At 59.5% G+C, this 26,751-nt stretch carries 20 protein-coding genes; 7 read left to right on the forward strand and 13 right to left on the reverse strand.

Annotation, left to right across the window (positions count from 1 at the left end; genetic code table 11):
- Positions 1-5: 5 nt before the first annotated feature.
- From VB780_RS18030 to VB780_RS18055, 6 genes are all read right to left on the reverse strand, one after another.
- Positions 6-818: a carbon-nitrogen hydrolase family protein gene (locus VB780_RS18030; RefSeq protein WP_323352561.1), complete on the reverse strand. Its 813-nt coding sequence runs from the start codon at positions 816-818 to the stop codon at positions 6-8.
- 120 nt (positions 819-938) lie between these two features.
- Positions 939-1,688, reverse strand: a complete 750-nt coding sequence (locus tag VB780_RS18035) for a hypothetical protein (protein WP_323352562.1) — start codon at positions 1,686-1,688, stop codon at positions 939-941.
- A gap of 194 nt (positions 1,689-1,882) precedes the next feature.
- Positions 1,883-3,520, reverse strand: a complete 1,638-nt coding sequence (locus VB780_RS18040; RefSeq protein ID WP_323352563.1) for an acetolactate synthase large subunit — start codon at positions 3,518-3,520, stop codon at positions 1,883-1,885.
- A 138-nt stretch (positions 3,521-3,658) separates the two neighbouring features.
- Positions 3,659-5,050: an NAD-dependent succinate-semialdehyde dehydrogenase gene (locus VB780_RS18045; RefSeq protein ID WP_323352564.1), complete on the reverse strand. Its 1,392-nt coding sequence runs from the start codon at positions 5,048-5,050 to the stop codon at positions 3,659-3,661.
- A gap of 331 nt (positions 5,051-5,381) precedes the next feature.
- Positions 5,382-7,940 (reverse strand): EAL domain-containing protein, encoded by a 2,559-nt coding sequence (locus tag VB780_RS18050; protein ID WP_323352565.1) that lies wholly within the window; start codon positions 7,938-7,940, stop codon positions 5,382-5,384.
- Positions 7,941-8,103: 163 nt separating this feature from the next.
- Positions 8,104-8,310, reverse strand: a complete 207-nt coding sequence (locus tag VB780_RS18055; RefSeq protein WP_323352566.1) for a hypothetical protein — start codon at positions 8,308-8,310, stop codon at positions 8,104-8,106.
- 1,052 nt (positions 8,311-9,362) lie between these two features.
- Between VB780_RS18055 and VB780_RS18060 the strand changes: the two genes are divergently transcribed.
- Entirely contained in the window at positions 9,363-10,274 is a 912-nt protein-coding gene (locus VB780_RS18060; protein WP_323352567.1) for a septal ring lytic transglycosylase RlpA family protein, read from the forward strand.
- A 55-nt stretch (positions 10,275-10,329) separates the two neighbouring features.
- On the opposite strand, the gene VB780_RS18065 is transcribed toward VB780_RS18060, so the two are convergent.
- Positions 10,330-11,382, reverse strand: coding sequence for an aromatic ring-hydroxylating dioxygenase subunit alpha (locus VB780_RS18065; RefSeq protein ID WP_323352568.1), 1,053 nt, complete (start codon positions 11,380-11,382; stop codon positions 10,330-10,332).
- A gap of 125 nt (positions 11,383-11,507) precedes the next feature.
- On the opposite strand from VB780_RS18065, the gene VB780_RS18070 reads away from it, so the two are divergent.
- The gene (locus VB780_RS18070; RefSeq protein WP_323352569.1) at positions 11,508-11,711 is read left to right on the forward strand and encodes a hypothetical protein; all 204 of its coding nucleotides are present in this window, start codon (positions 11,508-11,510) and stop codon (positions 11,709-11,711) included.
- A 91-nt stretch (positions 11,712-11,802) separates the two neighbouring features.
- Here the strand turns inward: VB780_RS18070 and ftsH are convergent, their stop codons facing one another.
- From ftsH to glnT, 5 genes are all read right to left on the reverse strand, one after another.
- Entirely contained in the window at positions 11,803-13,671 is a 1,869-nt protein-coding gene (gene ftsH, locus VB780_RS18075) for an ATP-dependent zinc metalloprotease FtsH (protein ID WP_323352570.1), read from the reverse strand.
- 141 nt (positions 13,672-13,812) lie between these two features.
- Positions 13,813-14,103, reverse strand: coding sequence for a YkvA family protein (locus VB780_RS18080; protein ID WP_323352571.1), 291 nt, complete (start codon positions 14,101-14,103; stop codon positions 13,813-13,815).
- 96 nt (positions 14,104-14,199) lie between these two features.
- On the reverse strand, positions 14,200-15,600 hold the full coding sequence (locus tag VB780_RS18085) for an aldehyde dehydrogenase family protein (RefSeq protein ID WP_323352572.1): 1,401 nt from the start codon (positions 15,598-15,600) through the stop codon (positions 14,200-14,202).
- A gap of 368 nt (positions 15,601-15,968) precedes the next feature.
- A complete protein-coding gene (locus VB780_RS18090) occupies positions 15,969-17,153 on the reverse strand; it encodes an iron-containing alcohol dehydrogenase (RefSeq protein WP_323352573.1) in 1,185 nt (394 codons plus the stop codon).
- Positions 17,154-17,516: 363 nt separating this feature from the next.
- Positions 17,517-18,842 carry a type III glutamate--ammonia ligase gene (gene glnT / locus VB780_RS18095; RefSeq protein ID WP_323352574.1) on the reverse strand — a complete coding sequence of 442 codons (1,326 nt, stop codon included), beginning with the start codon at positions 18,840-18,842 and terminating at the stop codon, positions 17,517-17,519.
- A gap of 228 nt (positions 18,843-19,070) precedes the next feature.
- Between glnT and VB780_RS18100 the strand changes: the two genes are divergently transcribed.
- The 4 genes from VB780_RS18100 (at position 19,071) to VB780_RS18115 (ending at position 25,098) form a co-directional block, all read left to right on the forward strand.
- Entirely contained in the window at positions 19,071-19,913 is an 843-nt protein-coding gene (locus tag VB780_RS18100) for a hypothetical protein (protein WP_323352575.1), read from the forward strand.
- 303 nt (positions 19,914-20,216) lie between these two features.
- The gene (locus VB780_RS18105) at positions 20,217-20,951 is read left to right on the forward strand and encodes a type 1 glutamine amidotransferase (RefSeq protein ID WP_323352576.1); all 735 of its coding nucleotides are present in this window, start codon (positions 20,217-20,219) and stop codon (positions 20,949-20,951) included.
- 351 nt (positions 20,952-21,302) lie between these two features.
- Positions 21,303-22,082 (forward strand): FecR family protein, encoded by a 780-nt coding sequence (locus tag VB780_RS18110; RefSeq protein ID WP_323352577.1) that lies wholly within the window; start codon positions 21,303-21,305, stop codon positions 22,080-22,082.
- A gap of 55 nt (positions 22,083-22,137) precedes the next feature.
- Complete coding sequence (locus tag VB780_RS18115) at positions 22,138-25,098, forward strand: EAL domain-containing protein (RefSeq protein ID WP_323352578.1); 2,961 nt, start codon at positions 22,138-22,140, stop codon at positions 25,096-25,098.
- Between the two features lie 143 nt (positions 25,099-25,241).
- Here the strand turns inward: VB780_RS18115 and VB780_RS18120 are convergent, their stop codons facing one another.
- On the reverse strand, positions 25,242-25,529 hold the full coding sequence (locus tag VB780_RS18120) for a hypothetical protein (RefSeq protein ID WP_323352579.1): 288 nt from the start codon (positions 25,527-25,529) through the stop codon (positions 25,242-25,244).
- Between the two features lie 314 nt (positions 25,530-25,843).
- Here VB780_RS18120 and VB780_RS18125 point away from each other — a divergent pair, with 314 nt between their 5' ends.
- On the forward strand, positions 25,844-26,749 hold the full coding sequence (locus VB780_RS18125) for a LysR family transcriptional regulator (protein ID WP_323352580.1): 906 nt from the start codon (positions 25,844-25,846) through the stop codon (positions 26,747-26,749).
- The last annotated feature ends 2 nt before the right edge of the window (positions 26,750-26,751 follow it).

Raw genomic sequence — 26,751 nt, forward strand, 5'->3', positions numbered from 1 at the left:
AGGTTTTAGGGAAAGACCCGGTGGGCTAGTGAGGGCATTTGGCGACGCACCTGGGAAATGCGATCGGGGTTGATTTCGGCGATCGCAACCCCCTTCTCAACTCCAGCATCGGCCAGCACCATCCCCCAGGGGTCGATGATCATGGCGTGTCCGTGGGACTGACGGCGGGCGTTGTGGAACCCGGTTTGGGCTGGGGCGATCACGTAGCAGGTATTCTCGATGGCGCGGGCTTGCAGCAGAATTTGCCAGTGGTCTTTACCCGTAAATTCGGTAAAGGCAGCAGGGATCACCAGCACCTCAGCCCCTTGCTGCGACAGGTGACGGTACAGCTCTGGAAAACGCACGTCGTAGCACACCGACAGGCCCAAAATGCCAAAGGGTTTAGAGGGAAACACATCGGGCAGCAGGTGGCCAGAAATAACGGTGTTGGACTCGCGGTAGGTGTTGCCGTCGGGCAGGTTGACGTCGAACAGGTGAACTTTTTCGTAGCGCAGCAGCTCTTGGCCCTCGGGGGAGACCAGCAGGGCGGTATTAAAGACTTTGCCTTCTTTAGCGGGAACGGGGTAGCCGCCGCCGATCAGGGTCACCTGGTAACGCTGGGCCATGGTCTTAAGAAACGCTTCGCTGGCCTGGCTAATGGTGTCGGCCTGGGCAATTTTGGCCTCTTCGTTGCCCAAAAACGAAAAATTTTCGGGGAGACTGACCAGTTCGGCCCCCTGGCGCACCGCCAGGTCGATTAGCTCTTCGGCCTGGGCCAAATTTTTGGCCAAGTCTGGCACACTGGTCATCTGTACGGCGGCGGCCCGATACGCTCTCATAAATTACCTGGCTGGAGTTGAAGAAACCTGGAACCGCTGGAGTTCCATGAACTTCAATTTTATTCGCTTGGGGGAACGGTTTGCCCAGTTGCCCCAAAACAGCCGGGGAATTACCGAGAGTTACGGTTCAGTCACCACGGTAATGGTGAGGGACTCTGGCCCAGCGCTGAGAGTGACCGGGGCATTGGTGGGAATCGTAGGGGGCTGGTTGCGCTGCACATTGTGCAGGCTCTCTAGCAGCCAGGGCTGACTATTGGTATCTGGGGCGGCAAGGGTTAAAAACTGGTTGGCATAGACCACCTGGGCCATGGTTAGCGCTGCCCCCGGTTCGGGACGAGGCAAGACCAGGGTGGCGCGATCGCTACCCAACTCCACCGTCGCCAGACCATCGGCAGATTGCCCCACGGTACGAGCGCTAGGGCCGGGAGCAAAGGTAAAAGCGGGTTCGGCGGCGACCAGGGCTGCTTGCAGGGCGCTGGCAGGGGTGGCCGCACTGGGGACAGGGCTGGCTTTGCCGAGGCGATCGCCCGCGATCGCTCGATTGCCCCGATACTCCTCGGCCTTAGCCTTAGCCTGGGCAAAGTTGGCGTCGGTGGCTGGCACAGTCTCTAGGGCGGCGATCGCCTGCTCCCACAGATCGCTCACCCGCTGCCAGTCGGCCTGGGTCTGCGCTGTCTGAGCCTCGACCGCCGCCTGCCAGCCGAGGTCAGTACCCTGCTGCCAGGGTGAAAGGGTGGGCCTGTTGATGGTCTGCTCGGGGACTGGGCCGCTAGCCATCGGTAGGTAGGACATACCGATGATGATGGCGGCAATCGCCCCCACCCCGCCAATACTTTTCGCCAAGGGCGACTTCGCCAGATTGAGCACCATAAAAACCTCGGCCAGGGTAGACCCTTAGTTTTTCAGTGGTGCTCAGGTATTAACCGGGCGATTTTGGCAACATCGGTGCGGGTTCAGGAAACAGGCAAAGGCCAGCGTGCAATCGCCTACAGATAAGGTTCAACCTGCCAACTTGCCAATCTGCCACCCGCCCATTCACGCGTCTTGCAGCTCCAAATTGTGCCCTAGATCAAACAGCTCAAATCGCCCGCTTTTTGGCTAAATAGCAGATTCTCGCGGTAGTCCACCGGGCAGTCGATCACCGCTGGCACATCATCTTCCAATGCCTGCTTCAGGGTGGGGATAAAGTCCTCTGCCGACTCAATCCGGTAGCCCTTTAGCCCCATGGCCTCCGCCAGCTTGACAAAGTCGGGGTTAGTGAAGTGAATATAAGTCGATTCGCCGTAGTAGTTCATCTGCTTCCACTCGATCAGGCCATAGCCGCCGTCGTTAAAGATGATGGTGACAAAGGGCGTGCCCACTCGCAGAGCAGTTTCTAATTCCTGGCAGTTCATCATAAAGCCGCCGTCGCCAGTCACCGCCACCACCTTGCGGTTGGGGTGCACCAGCTTGGCCGCCAGCGCCCCTGGCAGGGCAATGCCCATGGCCGCAAAGCCGTTGGAGATCAGGCAGGTATTGGGCCGCAGGCAGTGATAGTTGCGGGCCATCCACATTTTGTGAGCCCCCACGTCTGAAATCACAATATCCTCGGCGTCAAGCACCTGGCGCAGGTCATAGATCAGCTTTTGGGGCTTGATTGGAAAGCCGTAGTCGTCGGCGTACTGCTCGTAGTCAGCGCGAATTTCGTCGCGAATCTTGAGGCTAGAGGGCTCAGGGCGACCCTGACGCTTCACCCGCTTGAGAATTTCTTCTAGCGAGTCTGAGATATCGCCAATCACTTCGACCTTGGGAATGTAGCTGCTGTCAACTTCGGCGTGGGTGAGGTTGATGTGCAGGATGGGCAGTTTGCCGTCGGGGTTCCACTTCTTGGGCGAATACTCAATCAGGTCGTAGCCCACGGCGATGATTAAATCGGTCTGCTCCATGGCGCAGGTGATGTAGTCGCGCTGCTGCAAACCCAGCGACCACAGCGCCAGCGGGTGGGTGTAGGGAATCACGCCCTTGCCCATGAAGGTGTTGGCGACGGGAATATTCAGCTGGGTGGCAAACTCAGTAAGGGCTTCGCTGGCGCTGGCTCGAATCGCCCCATTGCCCACCAAAATCATCGGGTTGCTGGCCTGGGAAATCGCCACCGCCGCTTGCTGAATGCTCTGCAAGGAGGCGTAGGTTTTCTCCTGGCTGTCTTTGCGCAGGGCAGCCCCGTCAACATCCATTTCGGCGATATTTTCGGGCAGATCGATGTGCACCGCGCCGGGTTTTTCGCTCTGGGCTAGCTTAAAGGCTTTGCGCACAATTTCGGGGGTAATGCTGGGCCGCACAATTTGGGCATTCCACTTGGTAACTGGGGCAAACATGGCCACCAGATCGAGGTACTGGTGCGACTCGATGTGCATGCGATCAGTGCCCACCTGGCCCGTGATCGCCACCAGAGGGGCGCGATCTAGCGTCGCATCGGCCACCCCGGTCATTAGGTTCGTCGCTCCCGGCCCCAAGGTCGAAAGGCACACCCCGGCCTTGCCCGTCAGCCGCCCGTAGACATCGGCCATAAAGGCCGCCCCTTGCTCGTGACGGGTGGTGATGAACTGAATCGACGATCGCTTTAGGGCCTGGAGCAGCTGAAGGTTTTCTTCACCGGGCAGACCAAAAATGTATTCGACGCCTTCGTTCTCAAGGCACTGGACGAGCAGTTCAGCGGTGTTCATAGGGTGGTGTTGGGGGTTAGAGGGTAGGGGGGAAAGGTTGGAAGGTTAGAAAGTTAAAAGGTTAGGAGGTTGAAAAGTTGGAAGGTTGGAATTTCTGAACCTGCAAACCTTCTAACCTGCCAACCTCGGAAAGTGGGGCTACTTAACCCAGACGGTTTTGATGTTGACGAATTCGTGGATGCCATGGCGGCCCAGCTCGCGCCCGTAGCCCGATCGCTTGATGCCGCCAAAGGGCAGGCGCGGGTCAGACTTGACCAATCCATTAATAAAGACTGCCCCAGCCTCTAGCTCGGCCATCAGCCGTTCCTGCTCGGCGGGGTCCTGGCTCCAGGCGCTAGCTCCGAGGCCAAAGGGAATGTCGTTGGCCCGCGCGATCGCCTCATCTAAACTACCCACGCGAAACACCAGGGCCACGGGGCCAAAGAACTCCTCCTGGTCGGCGGGGGTGCCGGGCGGCAGAGCGGCGAGAATGGTGGGCGGGAACCAGTTGCCGTTTTGCAATTTGGCGGGTAGCTGAGCTTTCAGCGCCGCGACATCACCGCCAATCAGCGCGGTGCCTCCCTGGGCCAGGCAGGCCTTGACCTGTTGCTCTAACTCGGCAGCGATGTCGGGGGTGGCCAGGGGGCCAACGGTGACGCCGTCGTCAAGGGGATTGCCCGCCACCAGGGCGGCAAATTTTTCGGTCATGCCCTGCTCAAAGCGCTCGGCAATGGATTCGTGGACAATAAACCGCTTGGCGGCAATGCAGGACTGGCCGGTGTTGAGCATGCGAGCGGTGGCGGCGGTGGCGATCGCACTTTCCAAATCCGCACTGGGCATGACAATAAACGGGTCGCTGCCGCCCAGCTCCAGCACCGTCTTTTTGATCTGCTGACCGCAGGCGGCGGCCAGGCTGGCCCCGGCGGGTTCGCTGCCGGTGAGGGTGGCGGCTTTGATGCGGTCGTCGGTGACGAGTTTGGCGATGCGATCGCCCCCAATCAGCAGCGTCTGAAACGCCCCCTCGGGCAGACCCGCTTTCTGAAAAATCTCCTCAATGGCCAGGGCACACTGGGGCACATTCGAGGCGTGCTTGAGCAGCCCCACATTGCCCGCCATCAGCGCCGGGGCGGCAAAGCGAAACACCTGCCAAAACGGGAAGTTCCAGGGCATTACCGCCAGCACTGGGCCGATCGGCTGATAGCGCACAAAGCTGCGGCTGGCGTCGGTGGTGGCGGGCTCGTCGGCCAAGAACTCGGCCCCGTGGTCGGCGTAGTAGCGGCAGACCAGGGCGCTTTTTTCGACTTCGGCGATCGCCCCGGCCAGGGGCTTGCCCATCTCCAGGGTCATAATTTTGGCGTAGGCCGCCTTGTTGTCGTCGAGCACCTGGGCGGCCTGGCGCAGCCAGGTAGCGCGCTGGTCGAAGGATGTCTGACGATAGGTGGTAAAGGTTTGAGCGGACTGGGCAAGCTTGTGCTCGATTTCGGCCTCGCTCAAGGGTGTAAATTCCTTGAGCACCGCTCCGGTGGCGGGGTTAATACTGGCGATGGGCATGGTTTGACCTCCTGTTGGTCACCTGAGGTCGGTGGTGAGGCCTCGGTCGTTCCTGTTGCCACGGCTACCGCCAACCGCGGCGTAATCACCGCGATTTGCGCAGCAATTCCCCAAGGAATTGCGGGTAGTCTAGCCGGGTCTAAATCTCGACAACCCAGACTAGTTGGCTCATAGAGTGTATTAGCTCTCAGAACGAGCGCAGCTTGGCCACCAACCTCTAAAACTAAGGCTCTCTATAACTGTGCCCTGAAGCACAAAAGCCTACCCCAACATCCTATTACTTCTGCACAAAACATAGTGTTATGTAACGATGACCAAGCACCGCCTGTTTTCAAGCCTTTTGAGCCTCGTCTGGGGTGCTAGCTCGCAGCCAGGGCCAGGGGTTGGCCAAGAGCGCGGTGGCGGCCTCGCGGCCCAGGGGCTGAGAAAATAGGTAGCCCTGACCGCGCCGACAGCCCATGGCCCGCAGCCGGTTGAGCTGGGTTTCGGTTTCAATGCCTTCGGCCACCAAATCCATATTCAGCTTTTGGCCTAGGGCGATAATGGTGTGTACAATCTCGCGATCGTCACCGCTTTGATCCATCCGGCCCACAAAGGACTGATCAATTTTTAGGGTGTCGGTGGGGAAACGATGCAGGTAGCTGAGGGATGAATAGCCGGTGCCGAAGTCGTCGATGGCCAGCTTCAGCCCCAGCTGCTTCAGCCGGTGCATCAGCTCAGTCGCTCCATCCACGTCCCGCATGATCATGCTTTCGGTAATTTCGAGCTGCACTGGGCTGCCAGCCAGGTTAAGCTCGCGCAGGCAAGCTCCAAACTGATCCACCAGGTCTACCTGGTGCAGCTGCCGCCGCGACAGATTAATACTCATGGTGAGGGGATGGTCGGGAAACTGCTGCTGCCAGGCTTTGAGCTGAGTGCAGGCGGCTCGAAAGATCCACTGGCCCAGGTGCACAATCAGCCCAGTTTCTTCGGTGACCTGAATAAACTGCCCCGGCGACACAAACCCCTCCTCGGGGCGGTACCACCGCACTAGCGCCTCAAACCCGGCAATGCGACCACTCTGCAAACAGACGATCGGCTGGTAGTGGAGCAAAAACTCGTTGTTTTCAAAGGCGCTGAGCAGATGGCTCTCTAGCTCTAGGCGGCGCACGGCCTCTTCGTGCATGGTGCTGGCAAACACTTCGTAGCGGTACTCGTTCAGCGCCTTGGCCCGGTACATGGCGGTGTGGGCGTCGCGCAGCAGGTCTTCGGGCGTGGGCGGATGCTCGCTATTGGCCATGGCGACCCCCATGGAGCTGGTCACCGAGAGCCGCCGTCGCGCGATCGAAAATGGCTCTGACAGCTCGGTTTGCAGTCGGTTGAGCCACTGGTCTACGGTGGGCTGGTCGTGCACCGGCAGCAAAAAGGCAAACTCGTCGCCCCCCACCCGCGATAGTTGGGCCGACGCAGGCAAACCCTGTCGCAGCCGCTGGCCTAGGGTTTGCAGCACGCGATCGCCCACAAGGTGCCCAAAGGACTGGTTGATCAGCTTGAAGCGATCGATGTCGAGAAACACTACCGTCACCGCCGTCGCGGGCTTTTGAGACAGCGCCCGCTGCACCTGCAGCAAAAACATGTCGCGCCCCGGCAGCAGGGTGAGCTGGTCGTAGCTGCTGCGGTAGAGCACCTTTTGGGTGAGTACCAGCCCCAGGGCCAGCAGAAAGGCCGCCACGGGTTCTACCGTAGGTACCCACAGCAGGTTGGCCAGGGCGAGGCCGCTCAGACCCCAAATGGCCAAAACCATACCCCCGCTGACCAACAGCAGCAGGCTCGGACGGCGCACTCGCCAGCCCACTACCCCGGCCACCAGAGTCCAGCCCAGCAGCCAGAGAAACTCGCCCCACTGGGGCAAAAAGCGGTAGAGGGCGGGGGTACCTGCGATCGCATCGAGCAGCTGGCTAATGCTCTGGGCATGCACCTCAACCCCGGCCATCACAAACCGGGCCGAATGCTCGTGGCTAAAGGGCGTATAAAACTCATCCTTGAGGCTAGAGGCGGTAGAGCCAATCAGCACAATCTTGCCCCGCACCCAGTCTGGCGGCACCGCCCCGGCCAAGACCTGGGTAATGGTGAGGGTAGGGGCCGGCTCGTAGGCAGTGCGATACTTCATCAGCACTTGAAAGCCCCGGTCGTCAACGTTGGCGTAGCCGCCATCCCTGGCCAATAGGGCCGGAAATTCCGCATCCCCAATGCGCAGCAGATCGTTGTCGCGATCGACTTGAAGCTCCAGGTCAGAATGATAGGCCAGCGCCACCCGCAGCGGAAACGAGTAGGCGGGATTGTCGGGAGTGGCTACGTACAGCAGGTTGCGGCGCAGCACGCCGTCGGGGTCAATGGCGAAGTCATTAAACCCCACCTGGTCGGCAGGCCAGGTGGCCGGAGCGGGCACCTCAATGCCGGTGCCCTGCTTACCCACATTAAAGATGCCAATCACCTGAGGAGACGATTGAAAGGCTTGGGCCAGAGCCGCCTGCCCAGGCATGTCCTGGGGGGTGTTGCGGTACAGGTCGAGCCCCACCACCGCTGGGTCGTAACGCTGCACCTCGGCAATAACATCGGCCACCACCTGGTCAGACAGGGGCCAGCCGTAGGCTTCTAAATCGGCCTCAGTCACCTCTACAATCAGCAGCCGTGGGTCTGAAGCCTGCTGAACCAACAGCCGAGTCAGCAGGTCAAAATTAGTGGTCTCAAGAGTTTGAAATAGCTGTAGCCGCTTGCCCACAGACACAAGCGTCAGGGCGAGCAGGCCAGAGACCAATACGGCTCGGCTACCAAAATTAATCGGTTTAGAAAACTGCGAGGCCCAACGTTGGAGCTGCTGCCTAAACGGCCAGATCCGAGAATGCACCATGGATTAAACCGACAATGGTAGAAGTGGCAATGGCAGGCATTGACTCATAATTCCCTGAATACAGAGATATACAGGGCATAATCGGCGCTATCCGGAAATTGCTGGTGGCTAGAGTGCCTCCACATCCCCCAGTAGAACCGTTGGGCCTGCCGGGCCACAGCCTTTAAGCCATAGTGTCACTGTGTTGGTCGTTAACCCAGTGGGTGCCGCCCCCCCGCCGCTGGCCGGGAAACTCGTCTCGGTTGCCGCTGGCCTGCTGCTCGGCCTCAGCATGGGGCCAGTGAAGCAGTAGCAAACTTAACACACTCAAACCCACTAGTATTGCGGCACCGCTGGGCCAAATAAAGACTCGAATCAGGGTTGCCTTCATAGCTGAAATGGTACCTAAGATGGTGACAGAACTCCTGCCCGCCCATAGGTGAAAGCTCGCTTTAAAGAGCTCTCTACGCTCCAGGGGGCATAGTGTGATTCTTCACGTCTGAGGTTATATTCGATACTTGCATCCCCAGCCTTTCACTGAAGCTTTATGGAGGGGTAAAGCTCAGTCAACCGCCCCTAGGACAGTAGCTGAACTGGCAAGTAGCAGTCGGTCACGCTACCGGCCCTGGCGATTCGCGAAGCGTATAGCCTGCGGCATTCCAGAAACGGGAAGCGCCTTGAGACGAGTATCCCTCTAGGCGGCGGCCCAAGCCGAGCATTAAAAACTTGTTAAGGGAAGTCCCCACCGGACGATTCCACAGATATGCTTGACGCAAGATACCTCCTAACTGCGTCTCCAGCCCCGTCTGACTCCCTCTGTTGGTGTCATTTAGATGGGGCTGCTACTTTGGGAAGCCGCAGAGCTGGCTTTAGACAAAAACCGCTTTTCGGTGAGGACTCGGGGCGATCGCCTCTTCAGATCATCCCTCTGCTTTAGGCTAACCTCTCTGGGCTGAACCTATTCCCAGGGCCAGTCGTACATCCAGACCTCTACGGGATTAGCTGATTCTTCTGCCTACAGTCAGAGATTGCGTACTGCTTATCGGCACACTTTGGCGTAGCCTAAAGCCCATCACTAAAGTGTGATTGCAGATACAAATTTTAAGTGATAGGCTAAAAAACTAATCGCGATCCTGCGAATAGGCCTAAGAATCAGCTTTTTGCCCTAGTTGCTGAGCAAGTGCGGCAGCTAGGGCAGCTGTTTTACCTTGCCCATGGCCCAAGCTTGCGGCTGGCTTCACCCTAGGGTGCGGTTGTTCGAGGCCAGGGGTGTTGCTTTCTGCACACGCGTAAATGACGTTATTTGGACTTTTCTGGGCTGCATTTCTACCGCACCATCTCAATTCACCCGCCCCTATAGCGTTGCAAAGGGCTAGCCCCTATGCAGCCACTGCTCTGCAGCGTCCGGCTACGGTAGATCTAAGCGCCTCACTCTACTCTCCCTTGCATCTGCAAACCACCCTCTACAAGCCCCTTCAGTTGTTTCCCCAGCTGGACTGGCCGCAGGCGGCGGCGGTAGATTGGCATCTCTGGAATGCTACTGCCGCCGTAGCTGTAGTCGGGCAGGGAGCGAACGCCCACAGGGGCAGTGGCATAACCCAGGTTAATCCTACCCCTGTGGCTTGTGGCAGGCTGGCTTCGGCAAACGCCAGCGCCCCAGCCCAAGGGTTTACCATTCGGGTGAAGAATGTAGCGATTGGGCAGGTGCCGTCCCGTCCGGCGGCGGATCAGGTCGCTCGCCAAATCCGCCAGGCGGTGCCTGAACTAGAGGCCAACCCCAACGGGCTGACCCCCAAATTAAGCCAGGCTCTAGCCGCCGCACAGGTCAACGGCAAAACCGTTTTTGAGCTGCCTGGGGCAGTGCCAGACCAGGCTAGTTCAGCCAGTGCATCTGCTCCGAGCCAGGCCGCCCTGCAGGCGATCGCATGGGTAGACAACCTGCGTTTGGCCTTCGGCGGCTCTCCGCTAGAACCCAGTCAAGTGCAAATGGTTGCCCACGGCCTGGGCGAAACCCACCAGACATTTAACGGCACAGCCTCTTGGTATGGCCCCTACTTTCACGGGCGACAGACGGCGACAGGCGAAACCTTTGATCAGCATGACCTGACGGCGGCCCACAAGACATTGCCCTTTGGCACTTACCTCAAGGTGCGCAACCAGCTCAACGGCAAAAGCGTGGTTGTGCGCATTAACGATCGCGGCCCATACATCGGCGATCGCTCCCTCGATCTGTCCTACGCTGCGGCTCAGTGCTTGGGGGGTGACCATGTGGGGTTAATTCCTTACCAGGCGACTATCCTAGCGCCGGGGGTGCCTCAAGCGTGGCGATCGGATGTGGTTGCCACCCTGCCCTAGAGATGCGATTCAATAGATCGGTGGAACAGGGCTCCAACGGAGCGCCCAACCTACATTAGGCTCGCCACTTGAGCAGCTGAGTTTTGACCGGGGTAGCAAACTCGCGGTCTTCAGTCTGGGAGCGTTGGTACTCTTTTTTGAGCTGGTAGTACCACCGGGCCAGGGTGTCAGAGTCTTTGATCAGCCGCAGCACTGACTCATGCTTAAGCCCTTCCTGCTGTTTGATCACCACGTCGCGGTCTTGACCCAAAAATGAGCGAATCATCATTGGCAAAAACGGCTTGAGCAGAGCGCCCCAGGGCAGATCCCAATACAGCTCAAAGGTAACATCGGTTTGGTCGTCGGTGAGGGGGGTAACGGTGGTTAAGTTGACCACCCGGTGCTTTGAGGTCGTGGTTTCTTCAGTGCGCACGCCGGGCAGATAAAAGATGATTTCGTTGTCGGGCACGCCGCCAATTAGCCAGTAGCCGTAGCCCATGTTCTCGCCCATGCGGTGCTTGCGCATGGTGAACCCGTAGGGGGAGGGGTCAAACCACTTGATTTCGTCGCTGAGGGTAGCGCCACGCCACCACCAGGAGCGATGGACAAAGGGCGAGTGGGCCGGATCCATTAGCCCCACTACAGCGTGGTCAATGTAGCAGGGAAACCGCATCGTGTAGGTAACCTGGGGCCGCACGTCGTCGCTAAAGCCGGGCACACGGGGTACATCCAGGCGGGGGGGTTGGGGGCTGGCGCGATCGCTCATATAGACCCAGACGTTGCCCTGGACTTCTTTGACCTCGTAGCTGTTGACGTTAAACCGGCTCAGATCCATCTGCTGATCGGGCATCAGCGAGGGAATCTCGGTGCACTGGCCGTTTTCGTTAAAGCGCCAGCCGTGGTAGCAGCACTCGACTTCGGTGCCGTCGAAACGGCCACAGCTGAGGGGCACGGCCCGGTGAGGACAAATGTCGCGAATGGCAAAGGCTTTGCCCTGACTGGTGCGGCCAAACAGGATCGGCTCATTGAGCAGGGTTTTGGCTACCATCTTGCCCGCCTTCAGCTCGCGGCTGGGCATGGCGTGGTACCAGATGTTGCGCAGCAGGTAGATGTCGTTAACGGCAACCACAGGTCTTCAAGAAGATTAAGGATTGAGGCGACTAATACTGTAGCAGAGGCTTGGTAGTGGCGAAGATCTAGCGTGGGCCAGTTCGGAGTACATTTCGCAAGTAAAACTACTCACAATGTAACCCCATGGAAAACCTAACTGAGCGGCAAGCGTTTGACGCCATGGTGCTGTTTCTAGAACAAGTTTATGAACGCACCGAGTCCGATGATATTGCGGGTCTGCTATCTGACTTAATGCTTGCTGCCGACAATCAAACCTCTGACCCTGCCGCCTGGCAAGACTGGTTGGCGTGCCTTCAGAGGGTTACGCCGGTTCACTTTTCTCAGTAAACCCTTTCTTCAGCTGCAAATGCTTGAAGATTGCCCCAGCTTCACAATCTGCTGAGGCAATCTTTGTCAACTGTAAACTACTCAGTGGCCCTTAACCCACCGCCTGGGGTTCCTGTACCTGCTTGAGCTGTTCGCGCAAGGGCGGGCCTTCGATTACTTCGGCCTCTAGCAGCTGCTGGGCGAGGGTTTCTAGCAATTCCCGGTTTTGCTTGAGAATGTCAAGGGCGCGCTGGTGGCCTTCTTCGACCAGGGATTTTACCTCTTCGTCGATCGCCTTAGCCGTCTCTTCGCTGATGGGGCGACGAGCGTTGGGCATGCCGCCGTCGAGAAAGGCGTTGCGCTGGGCGCGATCGTAGGCGAGGGGGCCAAGCACCTGGCTCATGCCGTAGGTGGTGACCATTTGCTCAGCCAGGTCGGTGGCCCGCTGGAGGTCGTTAGACGCCCCGGTGGTGATGCTGCCGAAGATGATTTCTTCGGCCGATCGCCCGCCGAGCAGGGTGGCAATTTGCCCCTTCAGCTCCGCCTCATCCCGCAGGAATCGGTCTTCGGTGGGCAGTTGCAGGGTATAGCCTAGGGCCGCCATACCGCGCGGCACGATGGAGATTTTCTCTACTTGGTCAGTGCCGGGCATCATCGCGCCGACCAAGGCGTGGCCAACCTCGTGGTAGGCAACGATTTTCTTTTCTTTGTCGTTGAGCACGCGGCTCTTTTTCTCTAGACCGGCAACGACCCGCTCGATCGCCTCGCTAAAGTCTTCTTGCTCCACAATAGTGCTGTTGCGTCGGGCAGCCAGCAGGGCAGCTTCGTTGACCAGGTTAGCCAGGTCGGCTCCGGCGAATCCTGGGGTGCGGGTAGCAGTCGTCTTGAGATCGACGGTGTCGGCCAGCTTTACATCCTTAGCGTGGATTTTGAGGATGGCTTCGCGGCCCTTGAGATCGGGGCGATCGACAAGGACTTGGCGATCGAAGCGACCGGGACGTAGCAGGGCGGGGTCGAGAGTTTCGGGCCGGTTGGTGGCTGCCAGCACGATCACAGTGGTAGCACCCGCGTCAAAGCCGTCCATTTCGGTGAGCAACTGGTTGAGGGTCTGCTCGCGCTCGTCATTGCCGCCGTACATGCCGTTAGAGGAGCGCGATTTGCCGATCGCATCCAGCTCGTCAATAAAAATAATGCAGGGCGACTGTTTCTTGGCCTGATCGAACAGGTCGCGCACGCGGGAAGACCCAACGCCAACGAACAGTTCCACAAACTCAGAGCCCGAAATGCTGAAGAAGGGCACGCCTGCCTCACCGGCAACGGCCTTAGCCATCAGGGTCTTACCCGTTCCCGGCGGCCCAACGAGGAGCACGCCCTTGGGAATTTTGGCCCCCAGGTCGGTGAAGCGCTTGGGCGTCTTGAGAAAATCGACGACTTCCACCAGCTCGGTCTTGGCCTCTTCGACCCCGGCGACATCGTCAAAGGTAATCTTGCCCGCATCGCCATCCACGTAGACCTTGGCCTTGCTTTTGCCAATGGACAGCGCCCCCTGGGGGCCACCGCCATTGCGGGCAATAAAGAACCGCCAAACGCCGATAAAAATTAGCGGCGGAATCACCCAGCTCAGCAGACTGCTAAACCACTGGCCCTTGGGCGGCGGCACGGCAGCAAACTCAACGCCGTTGTCTTCGAGCAGCTGGGGCAGTTGCAGGTCGAAGATGGGGGTAGTGCTATACACATCGCCCGGTTCGCCCGTGGTAAGGTCTTTGACCTGGTAGCGAATTTCGTTTTGGCCCACCGAGGCCCGCACCACCTCTTGCTCTTGGATGCGGTGGATGAACATGCTGTAGGGTTCGCGGGCCGTCTGGCTGCCGAAGAATCCGGAAAACGCAATGTTGAGCAGCAGCAGGCCGGTGGCCGCCCAGAGAACGATGTTGGCGATTTGGCGCGATCGCGGCGGTTGAGGGTCTTTGTTAACAGGCATACTTAAATTTTGGATTGGGGATTTTGGCGGGGCGTTGGCTCTCAAGGCCGGTCTTTGACTATCGCCCTGGCTCAGAGATAACGGTAGGGACGTTGCCGTACAACGCCCCTATTGGGGAATTTGGAGAGCTGCGATCGCGGGCTAGTCAAAGTTGACATCTACCGTGGTGTGGGCCGCGTCGGGGGTGTCGGCCCGCAGACCCGACTGCCGTCTATTGGTCAACCCAGCCAGCACAATCTGCGACAGCGCCCCGATAAACATAGAGGCCACTACAGCGTCGTCAACCACACCCAACACGGGGATGAAGTCGGGAAGAATGTCGATGGGGCTGAGCAGGTACAGCAGAGTCGCGCCCACCATAATCCAGCGATATTTAGGATTTTCGAGGGTGGTTTTGTACCAAGTGTAGAAAGACTGAACTGGGGAACTCATGGGCCAACGGTTGAATGCGATGGCTTTATGGTGCCACGGAACCCCCTGGTTGCTCCGTGGCGGATAGCCGCCCGCTGATGGGGTTGGAGCCGAACCCTACTCCGCTCGCAAATGCCAGGCGCGGGGCTGCAAAAAGGTAGAAAGCCCCGCCACCGAGAGGGTGGTGCCCAGGCCCGAGTGGCCCCGTCCACTCCAGGGCAGGCGGGGGCTAACGCGATCGCAGCAGTTCCAATACGCGCTCCCCGTCTTGATCTGGCGCAAGATCCCCACAGCCCGCTCTCGATCCGTCCCGTACACCGCCGCCGTCAATCCATAAGGAGTATCTTGCATCAGCGCTACGGCTTCCTCATCGCTAGAAACGCGCTGAATGCCAATTACCGGGCCAAAGGTCTCCTCTTGCATAACAGTCATGGTGTGGTTGACCTCGGTGAGCACCGTGGGGGCAAAGTACCAGCCGGGGCGATCGAGCTGCTGCCCGCCGCAGCGCAGCGTAGCACCCTTAGCTACAGCATCCGCCACTTGATCCGCTAAGACATCCAGCTGGGGCTGGCGGCTCACCGGGCCAAGGTAGGTTTCCGCAGCAGCGGGGTCGCCTAGGGTAAAGCCTCGCACTGTCTCCATGAACGCTGCTAAAAATTCGTCATAGATATCGGTATGGACATAGATGCGCTCCACCGCGCAGCAGCTCTGGCCATTGTTGTAGAACGCGCCATCGGCCAAACCTGCCGCCGCTGTTGCCACATTGGCATCGGCGCAGACGTAGGCCGGGTCTTTGCCGCCCAGCTCTAGCTGCACACGAATTAGCTTAGGAGCAGCGGCCACGGCAATTTTCTGCCCCGTCGCGTAGGAGCCCGTGAAGAAAACGCCGTCGATAGGCTGATCCAGCAGGGCGGCTCCGGTCAGTCCGGTACCGATGATAGCCATGAAGATGTCTTGGGGAATGCCGGATTCGTGGAGGAGGGCTGCGATCGCCCCCCCGGTCAGCGTGGCAAACTCCGACGGCTTGTACAACACCGCATTGCCCATCAGCAGCGCCGGAATGAACACGTTACCCCCAACAAAATAGGGATAGTTCCAGGCCGAAATATTCGCGATCACCCCCAGCGGCTCGTAGCCAATTACCTCCTCCAGCGTCCCCATTCCCGGCAGCGCCTCCACTGGCTCGGAATAAACCCGCTCTGGGGCTAGCACCCTAGCGGCATGCTCCACAAAGAAGTCGATCCGACTCGGCACCGCCAGAATTTCGCTACGGGCCTGGGCGATCGGCTTGCCCGTCTCGGAGGTGAGCAGCGCCGCCAACGCGTCTACCCGCTCAATTAACAATGCTCGAAATTGCAGAATGGGCGAGGTGCGATCGGCCAGAGGCAGTACCGCCCACTCTGGCTGCGCCGCCCGCGCTCTGGCATATTTTTCGGCGACGGCGGCGCCATCATCCACCAAAATTTCTTTAATCAATGCCTCGGTAGCAGGGTTGATGATCGAGAGCAGGTCAGCCATAGCAAACGCGATCTTTCGAGAGATTGGGTATTGAGCAATGGACGTGAGATTTTGACCTTGAAGACTGTCGGTTTTGGCCTGGAGTGAATGGTGGGCAGTGCCCACCCTACGGTTGCTTAGACCAATTGCAGAGAAGAACAAGTCACTTGGCAGAACAGAGGTTTAAACCGATGATCGGCTTATCCTTTCCGTGAGGTGAAGGACGGCGGAACGTCCTTCTCGATGGGGGTCTGGGGCCAGCGAAATGGCCCCAGCAGTAGATCTGGCTATCGACCCAGATTGTGCGCCGCAGCAGAGAACTCGCTCAGACATTGCATCGCTGTGCATTGGCAGAGCCTCGCTTTAGCGTTATGCGCCCTACAGGATGGTTAAAACGCATCTTGATAGATAGCGTAGAAATCCTTCTCTGTAACAGGTTTAGGGTTCAACGGATGACAGCCATCCTTGATCGCCACCGACACCAGCGGCCCCAGCCCGTCGGACGTCACCCCCAAAGCCCCCAATGAAGTCGGAATCCCAATCGACTCCGATAGCGCCACAAGCCAATCGACAAACGCTTGCCCATCAGTGGCCTCCGGCTGCACCACCCGCGCCATCCGCAGAAAGCGATCGGGCGCTGCCGACAGGTTAAACCGCATCGCCGCAGGCAGCATGATGCCATTGGCCAAGCCATGGTGGGTGTCATACACCGTAGACAGCGCGTGGGCGCAGGAGTGGGTGACGCCGAGCCCCTTTTGAAATGCGATCGCCCCCATCATCGACGCATTCAGCATCCCCCCCCGTGCCGCCAAGTGCGCCGCAGCCGTCGCCTCGCCAAAGCTCTCCCCCTCCCGCAGCCGCTGAGCAAAGTCCACACAGGCCTTCAAATTCTGCGCCACCAGGTGAATCCCCTCCAGCGCAATGCCGTCGCACAGCGGGTTAAAGCCCTTGGCCAGAAACGCCTCAACCAAATGAGTGAGCGCATCCATACCCGTAGCGGCGGTGATTTTGGTCGGTAGCCCCAGCAGTAGTTCGGGGTCAGCCAGCACCACCTGGGGCAAGAGCTGGGGGTCAAACATAATCTTTTTAGCGTGGGTGTCATCGTCCGAAATCACCGTGCTGCGACCCACTTCGCTGCCAGTGCCCGCCGTGGTAGGGAGCGCGACAATAGGGAGAATCGGCTGATCGATAGGGCGGGTGCTGTTGCCGTCTTCGTAGTCAAAGAGGTGGCCGGGGTGGTTGGCCATGAGGGCGATCGCCTTCGCTACATCCATCGGCGCGCCGCCGCCCACCGCTACAATGCCGTCGGCCCCGTGGGCCTGCCAAGCATCCAACCCAGCTTTAACTTGGGAGACGACGGGATTGCCCCAAACCCCGCTAAAGGTAGCCGCATCAAAGTCTGCAAGGGAGGCTTCTAAATCTGGAAACCAGGGGAGTTGGGCAACATCTTTATCGGTCACGATCAGGACGCGCTGAATTCCTAAGGCGGTGAGTTCAGCGGTGAGTTCGGCCCGCGCCCCTGGCCCAAAGCGAATGCGGGTGGGGAAATTGTAGGTGTGAATAGTAGAAGCCATTCAGAATTTACGTCCTTAAAACCGGGAACCGAGGGTGCATCCGCGCAGCGATGCACCATTGTCTTGGGCTAAAAACTCTGCATGCCCACAAGAATCTTGGGTTAAAGCCAAATCTGCCGCTGGGGGCGTTCCGATTGCCCCCAGGCCCCCTCATCCAGGGCCGTTCCGCCGCCCTGGACTCAACGGAAAGGAGTTACCGATCATCGGTTTAAACCTTTGTTTTGCAAATCAATCTGTTCTGCGCTGCGATTGACCTAGGGCACCGTAGGGTGGGCATTGCCCACCATTTGACTTGGCTACCCACAGATCATTCCTGTCTAGAGACATCACCAGGGCAAACAGCTGTTTGCCCTGGTGATGTCTCTAGATATTCACGTACTGATCCATTTCCCAGGCGGTAATTTGGGCGTTGAAGGCGTTCCATTCCTTTGCCTTCATTTCTAGGAAGGTTTTAGCCCCGAGTGCTCCCATCATGTCCATTAGCAGGGCATCTTGCTTGAGGGCTGCCATGGCCTCGTAGAGGTTGTAAGGCAGGGTTTGCAGGTTGGGGAATTCGTCGCCCCGGGCAAACAGGTTTTCGTCGATGCGCTGGCCGGGGTCAAGCTGCTGCTTGATGCCCTCTAGCCCAGCCGCCAAGATTCCGGCGGTGGCGAGGTAGAGGTTGACGGCACCGTCGATCATGCGGCACTCAAATCGGCCCCGGTCGGGAATACGAATCAGGTGGGAGCGGTTGTTGCCGCCGTAGGAAATGTAGCGGGGGCTCCAGGTGCTGCCGGAGGTGGTGGTGCTGGCCCCCAACCGGCGATAGGAGTTGACCGTGGGGGCACAGAGGGCCGTGAGGCCTTTGCCGTGGGCCAAGACACCGCCCAAAAAGTTGTAGCCAACGGGCGAAAGGCCGCCTGCGTCGGCCCCTTCGGCAAAGACGTTGGTATCGCCCTGCCACAGGCTGTTGTGGACGTGGCCACCGTTGCCGGTGATGTGGCTAAAGGGCTTGGGCATAAAGGTGGCGATGAAGCCTCGCTGCTCGGCCAGGGTTTTGACCATGTATTTGAAGAAGACATGGCGATCGCAGGTCGTCCGCGCATCGCTGTAGGCCCAGTTCAGCTCAAACTGGCCGTTGGCATCTTCGTGGTCGCATTGGTAGGGCTCCCAGCCCAGGTCTTCCATATAGGTGACGACCGTGGAAATCAGATCAAACTGGCGCATCAGGTTGATCTGGTCGTAGCAGGGGCGCTCGGCGGTGTCTTTGGGGTCGGCGATCGCATAGCCTGTCTCGGTTTGCCGCAGCAAAAAGAACTCGGCTTCAACCCCGGTTTTGTGGGTGTAGCCCAGGGCCGCCGCCTGGTCGATCACGCGGTTAAGCATCATCCGGGGCGCGGCGGGGAAGGGTTCGCCCTCAAAGTACACGTCACTGGCCACCCAGCCCACCGTCGGCTCCCAGGGCAGCTGAATCAGCGAGCTGGGGTCGGGCACCACGGCAATTTCTGCCGCCTCTGGCCCCAGCCCCAGGTTCGAGGCAAAGGAGCAGAAAAAGGCACCGTCTTTTTCTACCCCCGCAATTTGGGAGGCGGGCACAAGCTTGGCCCGCGTTCCCCCCAGCAGGTCGGTATAGGACACTAAAAAAAACTTGATGCCGAGGGCCTTGGCCCTTTCTGCCAGGCTCTGCACCTGGGTTAACATGCCGACCATAGAACGACTCCGGACGTTTCAGCCTAGTAAAACAGGCTGACGAAGTCGCTTTTGTAGCTGTAGATACGGCCCTAACTCCCTCCGGTTGCATAGATCAAACTCTGCCGTCCTGCCGACTTGTTTCACCTTAAACGTTCGTAGGGTGTAGGCAGCGTCAGGTGCGAGCCATTTGACATTTGTGGTTAACCCGCACAGAGCGCTGCTCTTTAAATATGGAATTTCGACACCATGAAAAGCGATAAAAACTCAGATCACAATCCCGATGCCAATCCTGATCCGATTACTGGACAGCCCGGTGCCCACCCCGTTGGCACTGGCGTTGGCGCAGCTGGGCTAGGCGTTGTCGGCACTGCCGTGGGCGGTGTGCTTGGCGGGCCAGTAGGGGCTGTTGTCGGCGCTGCCGTGGGCGCAGTGGCAGGTGGCTTAGCGGGCAAAGGCGTCGCCGAGAAAGCCGACCCCACCGTAGAAGATAACTACTGGCGCGAAAATTACAAAAAACGGGACTACGTGGAGTCTGACTATAGCTACGACGACTACAGCCCCGCCTATCGCACCGGCTACGAGGGCTACAGCAACTACGCCCAGCAGGGGCTGACCTACGACGATGCCGAACCTCGGCTGCGAGAAGACTATGAACGCCAGCACAGCGGCAACCGCCTCAGTTGGGATAAAGCTCGCCACGCCAGCCGCGACGCCTGGACTCGCGTTGACAGCAATGCCTCTCGCTACAAAGCGGAAGACGACTACTGGCGGACTAATTTTGCCTCTCGTCCCTACCGCGAGGCAAATTATGAATACGATGACTACAGCCCTGCCTACCGCACAGGCTACGAAGGCTACAACACCTACGCTGGCCAGGGTATGACCTTTAGCCAGGCCGAGCCCCACCTGCGGCAAGACTACGAACGCCGTCACAACGGTCGCCTCGGCTGGGAAAAAGCCAAGCACGCCATCCAAGACGCCTGGCATCGGCTAGAGTCCACTGTCTCTAACGACTCTGATCGTCGGGTTGACGCTGACCGCAGCACCAATGACCCGCGCCGGACTGACAGCACCGCCGGCCTGCTGTAGCCGACCGTAGATAGCCCATTGTCAATAGCGATCGCCAGCCGCCGAGCCAGAATATTGGTTTGGCGGTTAGCGATCGCCCCTACGCCCTAGACTAAGACTGACCGCGATCGCCTCCCCATCCCTAATAGGACAAAGGTCATAACTTTGAGAGAATTATTTGCCAATCTCGAAAAATTCTGAGATAACTTGATATAACAAGTTTCAAGCCCGCTCCCTGGGGGCATCTAGGCAAAGCTTGACGCCTAAAATTCCTGAAAAAGAAGATTTAACCCCGAGCATCTATTTGAAGGCTGGGCCTCATCCATGGATATTCTGGTTGTTCAACATGTCGAAGCTGACCCCGTCGGTATTTTGGGTCGATATTTAGAGGTCAAAGGTGCTTGGCTACACACCTGGCTCGTGCCCCAGAGCCTGACCCCACCCCACGGCCACTACGACGGCATGATTGTGCTCGGCGGCTCGATGAACGCCTGCGAAGACGAAAACTTTCCCCACCTGGCGCGAGTGGTTGAGCTAATTCTCGACTTTCACCGACAGGGCAAGCCAGTGCTGGGCATTTGCCTGGGTGCCCAGCTAATTGCCCGAGCCTTTGGCAGCCGGGTGTACCAAAACGGCGTTCCAGAACTGGGGTTTACGCCGCTGTTTCCGACCGCCGCCGCTGAAGAGCCCTGGCTCCAAGACTACCCCCCCGGAATGCCGATGATGCAGTGGCATTTTGACACCTTTGATCTGCCCGCCGGAGCAACGCTGCTGCTCACCAACAACGTCTGCAAAAACCAGGCTTTTCGCATCGGCAGCCATATCTATGGCCTACAGTTTCACCCCGAAGTTACCCCCCAGGTTGTAATGAACTGGATGGCCTTTAAGACCGAATGGATTGAAACCCACTATCCCCACCTGTTTGAGCACCTGCGGGAACAGCTGGTGCTGTACTGGGTGCAGTCGGCTCAGTTTACTGAAAAGCTAGCCAATGCCTGGTATGACCAGGTGGTGGCCTCGGCCCAGACCGTGGCGCTACTTCAGAGCCGCACCGTTTAAGCCGCGTTAAGCGATCCGCCTTGCCGATAGCAGGAGTGTAATAATTGCTACAGCGCTCTGCCGATGACCTACCCAGCATTTTGGGGCGCTGGCCTAGGTTTGGGGATAGTAGCCAAACCGCACCAAAGATTAAGATTTCCGCTAGCTCAAAATACTTCGGCCAACACCCCAAGAAATACGCATAAAGGCTGAAGAATTACTACGCAGGCCAGTGTGCGCCAATCCAGATCATGGTAAATAATACACATGATCATTCATCTACCACAGCCCATGGCCGATGTCCTCAGCAGGCCTCACCGATGGCAGCGAAAGCTAGCGTTAGGGGGAGTCAGTATTATTGCGGTACTGACCGTGTCTTTTGCTACACAGGCGCTGCCCATCCGGGTAGAGCGGGGGCTGTCGGTGCGCGAGATGCAGGGCGAGGTGACAATCCTGCGCCCTCGCAGCACCGCCCCGGCCCGGTCGGGCGATCGCCTCAGCGAAGTAGGGGATGGGCTGCGGACGGGGTCGCGATCGACCGCCGTCTTAGATGTGGATACCGACGTCGGATCGTTGCAGGTTTCTGAGCGCACCGAGCTGCGCATTCGCACCCTAGAAATGGCCGCCGATGGCGGTCGCATCACCCACCTCAACGTGGCGCGAGGGCAGGTGCGCACCCAGCTGCGTCGCTTTACCCATGAGGGATCTGAGTTTGAGATTGAAACCCCCGCTGGCATCAGCGGCGTGCGCGGCACCGAGTTTGGCGTCAGCGTACAGGAGGATGGTAAAACCGGCATCGCCACCCTCACGGGAGCGGTAGAGACCAGCGCCGCCGGAGCCGCCGTGCCGGTACCTGGGGGCTACCAAAACCTGATCTGGCCCGGCGAGCCCCCCACCGAGCCGGTGCCCCTGCGGGATGACCCCGGTCTGGAATATGAGCGTGTCGTCACCTTTGAAAACAACACCCGCGTTGTGACGCTCACGGGCCGGGTCGATCCGGTCAATACTGTATTTGTCGATGGCGCGCCCCAGCTAGTCGATCGCCAGGGTGAATTTCGCCTGACACGGGTGGCGACGGCCCGGTTGCGAGTCGAGGTTGTAGTGATCACTCCCCTTGGCCGCCAGGAAGTCCATGCGATTTATCTTCTCTAACCGATCTAGGCAGGGGTTAGAATCGCTGCTGTCCTTAAGCCTCGCCAGCCTCATAGTGGCGAGTTTGAGTGCGCTGGGCCTGCTGCTGCCCCTGGTGCAGGCCGAGTATGGGCTGCGCTTTCGGCTGCGGGGGCAGCGCCCCTGGGCCAATCAGGTGGTGCTCATTGCCATTGACGAACCCAGTTTAGCCGCGTTGGGGGCGTTTCCCTGGCCCCGTCGCCGCTACGCTGAGCTGATGCAACGGCTGCAACAGGCTCCGCCCCAGGTGGTGGTGTTTGACCTATTGTTTAGCGAGCCCAGCCCAGACGACGAGATGTTTGCCGAGGCGATCGCCGCCCACCCCGCCGTACTGCTGGCCTCTGCCTGGGATCGCGACGGACGGCCTCTGGGGCCAACCCAACCCCTGGCCGAGGCGGCCCTGGCCAGCGGCCATATTTTGCAGCGCCACCAGGGCGGCCACATCCACAGCGTTGAACCGATGGTGGGTCGCCAGCCCGCCCTGGCCATTGCCACCGCAGAAGCCCTGAGCCTGACCCAGCAGGCCGTTTCTCTGCCGCCCCCAGATCGCCCCCTGTGGGTGAACTGGCCCGGTGCAACCGAGACGCTGACCACCTACTCGTTTGTGGAGGTGCTGGAGGGTCGGGTGCCGCCCCAGGCATTGGAAGGCAAAGTGGTGCTGATTGGGGCCACGGCCCTAGGGCTCGATGACTGGGTGACGCCCTTCAATGCCGACCCGCCGGCCAGCGGGGTGTATTTGCACGGTGCCCTGGTGGATAACCTGCTGGGCCAGCGCTGGCTGATGCCAGCGCCCGGGGGCTGGGCCGCAGCAATTCTCCTGGGGTTGGGGCTTAGCCTCAGGCTACAGCAGCGATTTCAGAACGGAACGCCGCGTGCATCGCTCTGGCGGCAGAGCGCCCTGGTGGGCACGCTGGTGACAGGCTGGTGGGGGGTGGCTCTAGGGCTGCTGGGGGCCAATCTGTGGCTGCCGGTGGTCGGGCCAGGGCTGCTGTTGAGTACGGTGGGCGGGCTTTCCTTGGGCCAGCAGTGGCTGCGGCAAACCCGCTGGCTGCGGCAGATGACGACGGCGTTGCAGCATCGTCACCCGCCTGAGGTGCTGCTGCCCGAGCCCCCAAGCCCCCTAACTGCCCTCGATCAGCCTGACCTGAAGCCAGGCGATCGCCCCTCAGATCTGACCCAACTCGTCGAGCTGACCGAGCAGCTAGGGCGATCGCAGGCGATTCAGGCGGCCATTGCCCGCAGCCTGCCCCTGGGTCTGGTGGCGGCGGCGGCGGATGGCACCCTGTGGTTTGCCAATCCATTAGCTACCGAGTGGTTAGGCCTGGCGGCGGGCGATCGCCTAGCCTTGGCCCTGCCGCCCGACTGGTTTGAGGCCGAAGCCTGGGAGCAGCTATGGGAGCGGGTCTGTGGCGGCCAGGCTGTAACCCACCAGCTGCGCCAGCGGGGCGATCGCTGGTACGAGCTGCGGCTAGAGTCCCTGACTGTCAATGCCAACACCTCCGCCGACTGGCCCCAGGGGGCGATTGTGCTGATCGAAGACATCACCTACCGCCAGCACATGGAAGCCGAGCTGCGGCGGCTCAACGACAATCTAGAAAACCAGGTGCAGGTGCGCACGCGGCAGCTAGAGCAGCTCAACCGATCGCTTCAAGAGCAGATTGCCGAGCGGCAGCAGGCCCAGCACCAGCTGGCCTACGAGGCGCTGCACGACCCGCTCACCGGGCTGCCCAACCGCCGCCAGTTCTTGATTCACCTGGGCGAGCAGTTTGGCCAGCCCGAGCCGGAGCTGTACGCGGTGCTGTTTTTAGACTGCGATCGCTTCAAGCTAATCAACGACTCCTTTGGCCACTGGGTGGGGGATGAGCTGCTGAAGCGGGTGGCCACCATCGTGCAGGAATGCGTGCGCCCCACCGACGTAGTGGCGCGGTTTGGCGGCGACGAGTTCACCATTCTGCTGACGACCCTCGACCAAACAGAGGATGCGATCGCCGTAGCCCAGCGCATTCGCCAGCGGTTTGCTGAGGCGCTGCACATTCAAGAGCATCAGCTCTTTACCAACACCAGCATTGGCATCGTCATTGGCAGCCCCCACTACCACCACCCCGACGAGCTGCTGCGCGACGCCGACACCGCCATGTACCAGGCCAAAATTAACAACCAGGGCTACGCCCTATTTGAGCCGGGCATGCACCTCAATGTGCGCCGCTCGCTCCAGATTGAAACCGCCCTGAGGCTGGCCCTAGAGCGGCAAGAATTTCAGCTTCACTACCAGCCCATTGTCAACCTCACCAGCCAGCAGCTGATGGGCTGCGAGGCGCTGCTGCGTTGGCTGCACCCCGCCCGGGGGCTGCTGTTTCCCGACGATTTTCTTGCCATTGCCGAAAACACGGGCATGATGGCGGCGATTGGGGGCTGGGTGCTGAGGGAAGCCTGCACCCAAATGCAGCGCTGGCGGCGGCGCAGCCTAATCAACGCCGATGCCGTGGTCAGCGTCAACCTCTCGGCCCTTCAGTTTGCCCAGCCCGACTTTCTGGCCCAGGTCGATAGCGCCCTGGGCGACAGTGGCCTACCCGCCGCCAACCTCAAGCTCGAAATCACCGAAACCGTCGTGATTCAAAACCCTGAGCAGGTGGTGCCGATGATTCAAACCCTGCGCGATCGCGGCATTCGTCTCAGCATTGACGACTTTGGCACCGGCTACTCCTCCCTCGGCTACCTGCAACAGCTGCCGGTAGATATTCTCAAAATTGATCGCAGCTTCATCGCCAACATTCACCACAGCCCCCAGCAGTACGGCATCGTCGAAACCATCATTCACCTCGCCACCCACCTCAATATCCAGGTGATCGCCGAAGGCATCGAGCAGTTTCCTCAGCTAGAATCCCTCACCCAGCTGGGCTGTGAATATGGCCAGGGCTTCTTCTTTGCCCGCCCCCTGAGCGTCAGCCAGTTTAGTCAGTACTTGCGCAGCCAAGGCAACGGCGAAGGCGGCTGGTAAACAAGTATCAAACAGGGCAGCAAGACCGGCCTAAGCTCGGGTTTGCTGCCCTGGTGGTTTTGGTGGCAGGGCTGACATCGCGCCTCTGCCTCTGCCTCTGCGGCGGGGTAGTCCATCATGGTTATCGATGGCAATAACGCCGACTATTCGTAGTAGCGATTGTCGAGCCACTGGCGCACGTCTTGCTCAGAATAAAATGAGCGCGTGCGGTTGGTAATGGGGTCGTGGGCAAACCAGACCTGATGACCATTGCGGGTGCTCTGCCAAATGCGCAGTTCTTCGGTGCCGGTGAAGAAGTTCAGCAGGCGATCGCCCAGGGAGCGAAACACCTGGCTTAGGCCTAGGGCACGCGGGGTCGGCTGTACCAGGGTTTCGAGGCGCTGGCGCTGCCGATTGAGTTCTGAGTTGGTGGTACGGGTGGTGCTGTTCATGGTACGTCTCATCTGTGGTGATTACAGCGGGTCGGTCGGTGCTGTGCCAAAGAACTCTGTCAGCCCTGGAAACCAGGGGCCGAGCACAAATGCAAAGGGTCAGAATGCAAAGGCTGAGCCTGACAGTCAGGGTTGCTGTCCTGAGCGTGATGGCAACTGGCCCCGAGGGCTACCGCTGCTGATGTACTCAATCTATCCGGGGCGTCAGTTTGTAACAAAGCATGACGTGAATGGGATCTATGCAAAAAATCGATGGGTCGCTCCTAACCCTACCCGCTAGCCTGGAGTGAGCCTTTAGGTGTGGTGGATGAACCATGAACCTGAGCAAGATCAAGCTTTCGCAGCTACGGGCTTTAGTGGCGATCGCCGAGTGCGGCAACTTCAGCGAAGCGGCCCTGGCGCTGGATGTGACGCAATCGACCATTAGCCATGCGATCGCCACCCTAGAAGACGAGCTGGGTATTACCCTATTGCAGCGCGGTCGTCACGGGGCGCGGCTGACCCCGGTGGGCGATCGCATCACCGCCCACGCCCGCGCCATGCTGGGCCTGCTCGACACCATTGGCAGCGAGGCCAACCAGGCGCGGGGCGTCCAGGGCGGCAGCCTGCGAATTGCATCGTTTCGCAGCGTGGCGACCCATGTGCTGCCAGGGGCGATCGCCCGCCTGCACCGCCGCTACCCCACCATCACCATCAGCGTCCACGAAATGGATGAAGTACACCAGCTCAAGCAGGCACTGGCCAAAGGCGAAGTTGACCTCTGCGTCGCCGAAACCATCGACAGCGACGATGTCGAAAGCCTGCATATCTTTGACGACGACTATGTCGCCCTGCTCCCCCCCGGCTATCGCCCCAAAAGCGGCCAGCTCAGCGTCGATGACATGCGCCAGATGCCCATCATTGGCTCTAGCCACAGCAGCTGCGGCCTGCGCATTCGCACCGTACTGGGTGCCCAAGAACATCCCCTCGAAATTGCCTACTGCATTCGCCACGACTCATCGATGGTGGCCATGGTGCAGCAGGGCCTGGGCATCGCCATTCTGCCCCGCCTCGCCGCCGAACCTGTGCCCCCCGACGTGCAGATTGTCCCAATGCCGTTTCCCATCTCGCGCCCGATCGGGGCCACCATTCTCAAAGACGCCCTGCACACCCCCGCGCTCTATGCCTTTTTAGACGCCCTGCGGGAGGTCGGCGAGTTTAGCCGCGTTCAGGCTGTTTAAAG

This window comes from Leptolyngbya sp. CCNP1308, assembly GCF_034932455.1.
GTDB lineage: Bacteria > Cyanobacteriota > Cyanobacteriia > Phormidesmidales > Phormidesmidaceae > Nodosilinea.

Bases quoted from the DNA above. Each gene is read 5' to 3' on its own strand.
- VB780_RS18125 (WP_323352580.1), top strand. From the start codon at position 25,844: ATGAACCTGAGCAAGATCAAGCTTTCGCAGCTACGGGCTTTAGTGGCG.
- VB780_RS18090 (WP_323352573.1), bottom strand. From the start codon at position 17,153: ATGGCTTCTACTATTCACACCTACAATTTCCCCACCCGCATTCGCTTT.
- VB780_RS18055 (WP_323352566.1), bottom strand. From the start codon at position 8,310: ATGAAGGCAACCCTGATTCGAGTCTTTATTTGGCCCAGCGGTGCCGCA.
- VB780_RS18120 (WP_323352579.1), bottom strand. From the start codon at position 25,529: ATGAACAGCACCACCCGTACCACCAACTCAGAACTCAATCGGCAGCGC.
- VB780_RS18100 (WP_323352575.1), top strand. From the start codon at position 19,071: ATGAAAAGCGATAAAAACTCAGATCACAATCCCGATGCCAATCCTGAT.
- glnT (WP_323352574.1), bottom strand. From the start codon at position 18,842: ATGGTCGGCATGTTAACCCAGGTGCAGAGCCTGGCAGAAAGGGCCAAG.
- VB780_RS18030 (WP_323352561.1), bottom strand. From the start codon at position 818: ATGAGAGCGTATCGGGCCGCCGCCGTACAGATGACCAGTGTGCCAGAC.
- VB780_RS18050 (WP_323352565.1), bottom strand. From the start codon at position 7,940: ATGGTGCATTCTCGGATCTGGCCGTTTAGGCAGCAGCTCCAACGTTGG.
- VB780_RS18080 (WP_323352571.1), bottom strand. From the start codon at position 14,103: ATGAGTTCCCCAGTTCAGTCTTTCTACACTTGGTACAAAACCACCCTC.
- ftsH (WP_323352570.1), bottom strand. From the start codon at position 13,671: ATGCCTGTTAACAAAGACCCTCAACCGCCGCGATCGCGCCAAATCGCC.
- VB780_RS18105 (WP_323352576.1), top strand. From the start codon at position 20,217: ATGGATATTCTGGTTGTTCAACATGTCGAAGCTGACCCCGTCGGTATT.
- VB780_RS18045 (WP_323352564.1), bottom strand. From the start codon at position 5,050: ATGCCCATCGCCAGTATTAACCCCGCCACCGGAGCGGTGCTCAAGGAA.
- VB780_RS18070 (WP_323352569.1), top strand. From the start codon at position 11,508: ATGGAAAACCTAACTGAGCGGCAAGCGTTTGACGCCATGGTGCTGTTT.
- VB780_RS18040 (WP_323352563.1), bottom strand. From the start codon at position 3,520: ATGAACACCGCTGAACTGCTCGTCCAGTGCCTTGAGAACGAAGGCGTC.
- VB780_RS18085 (WP_323352572.1), bottom strand. From the start codon at position 15,600: ATGGCTGACCTGCTCTCGATCATCAACCCTGCTACCGAGGCATTGATT.
- VB780_RS18035 (WP_323352562.1), bottom strand. From the start codon at position 1,688: ATGGTGCTCAATCTGGCGAAGTCGCCCTTGGCGAAAAGTATTGGCGGG.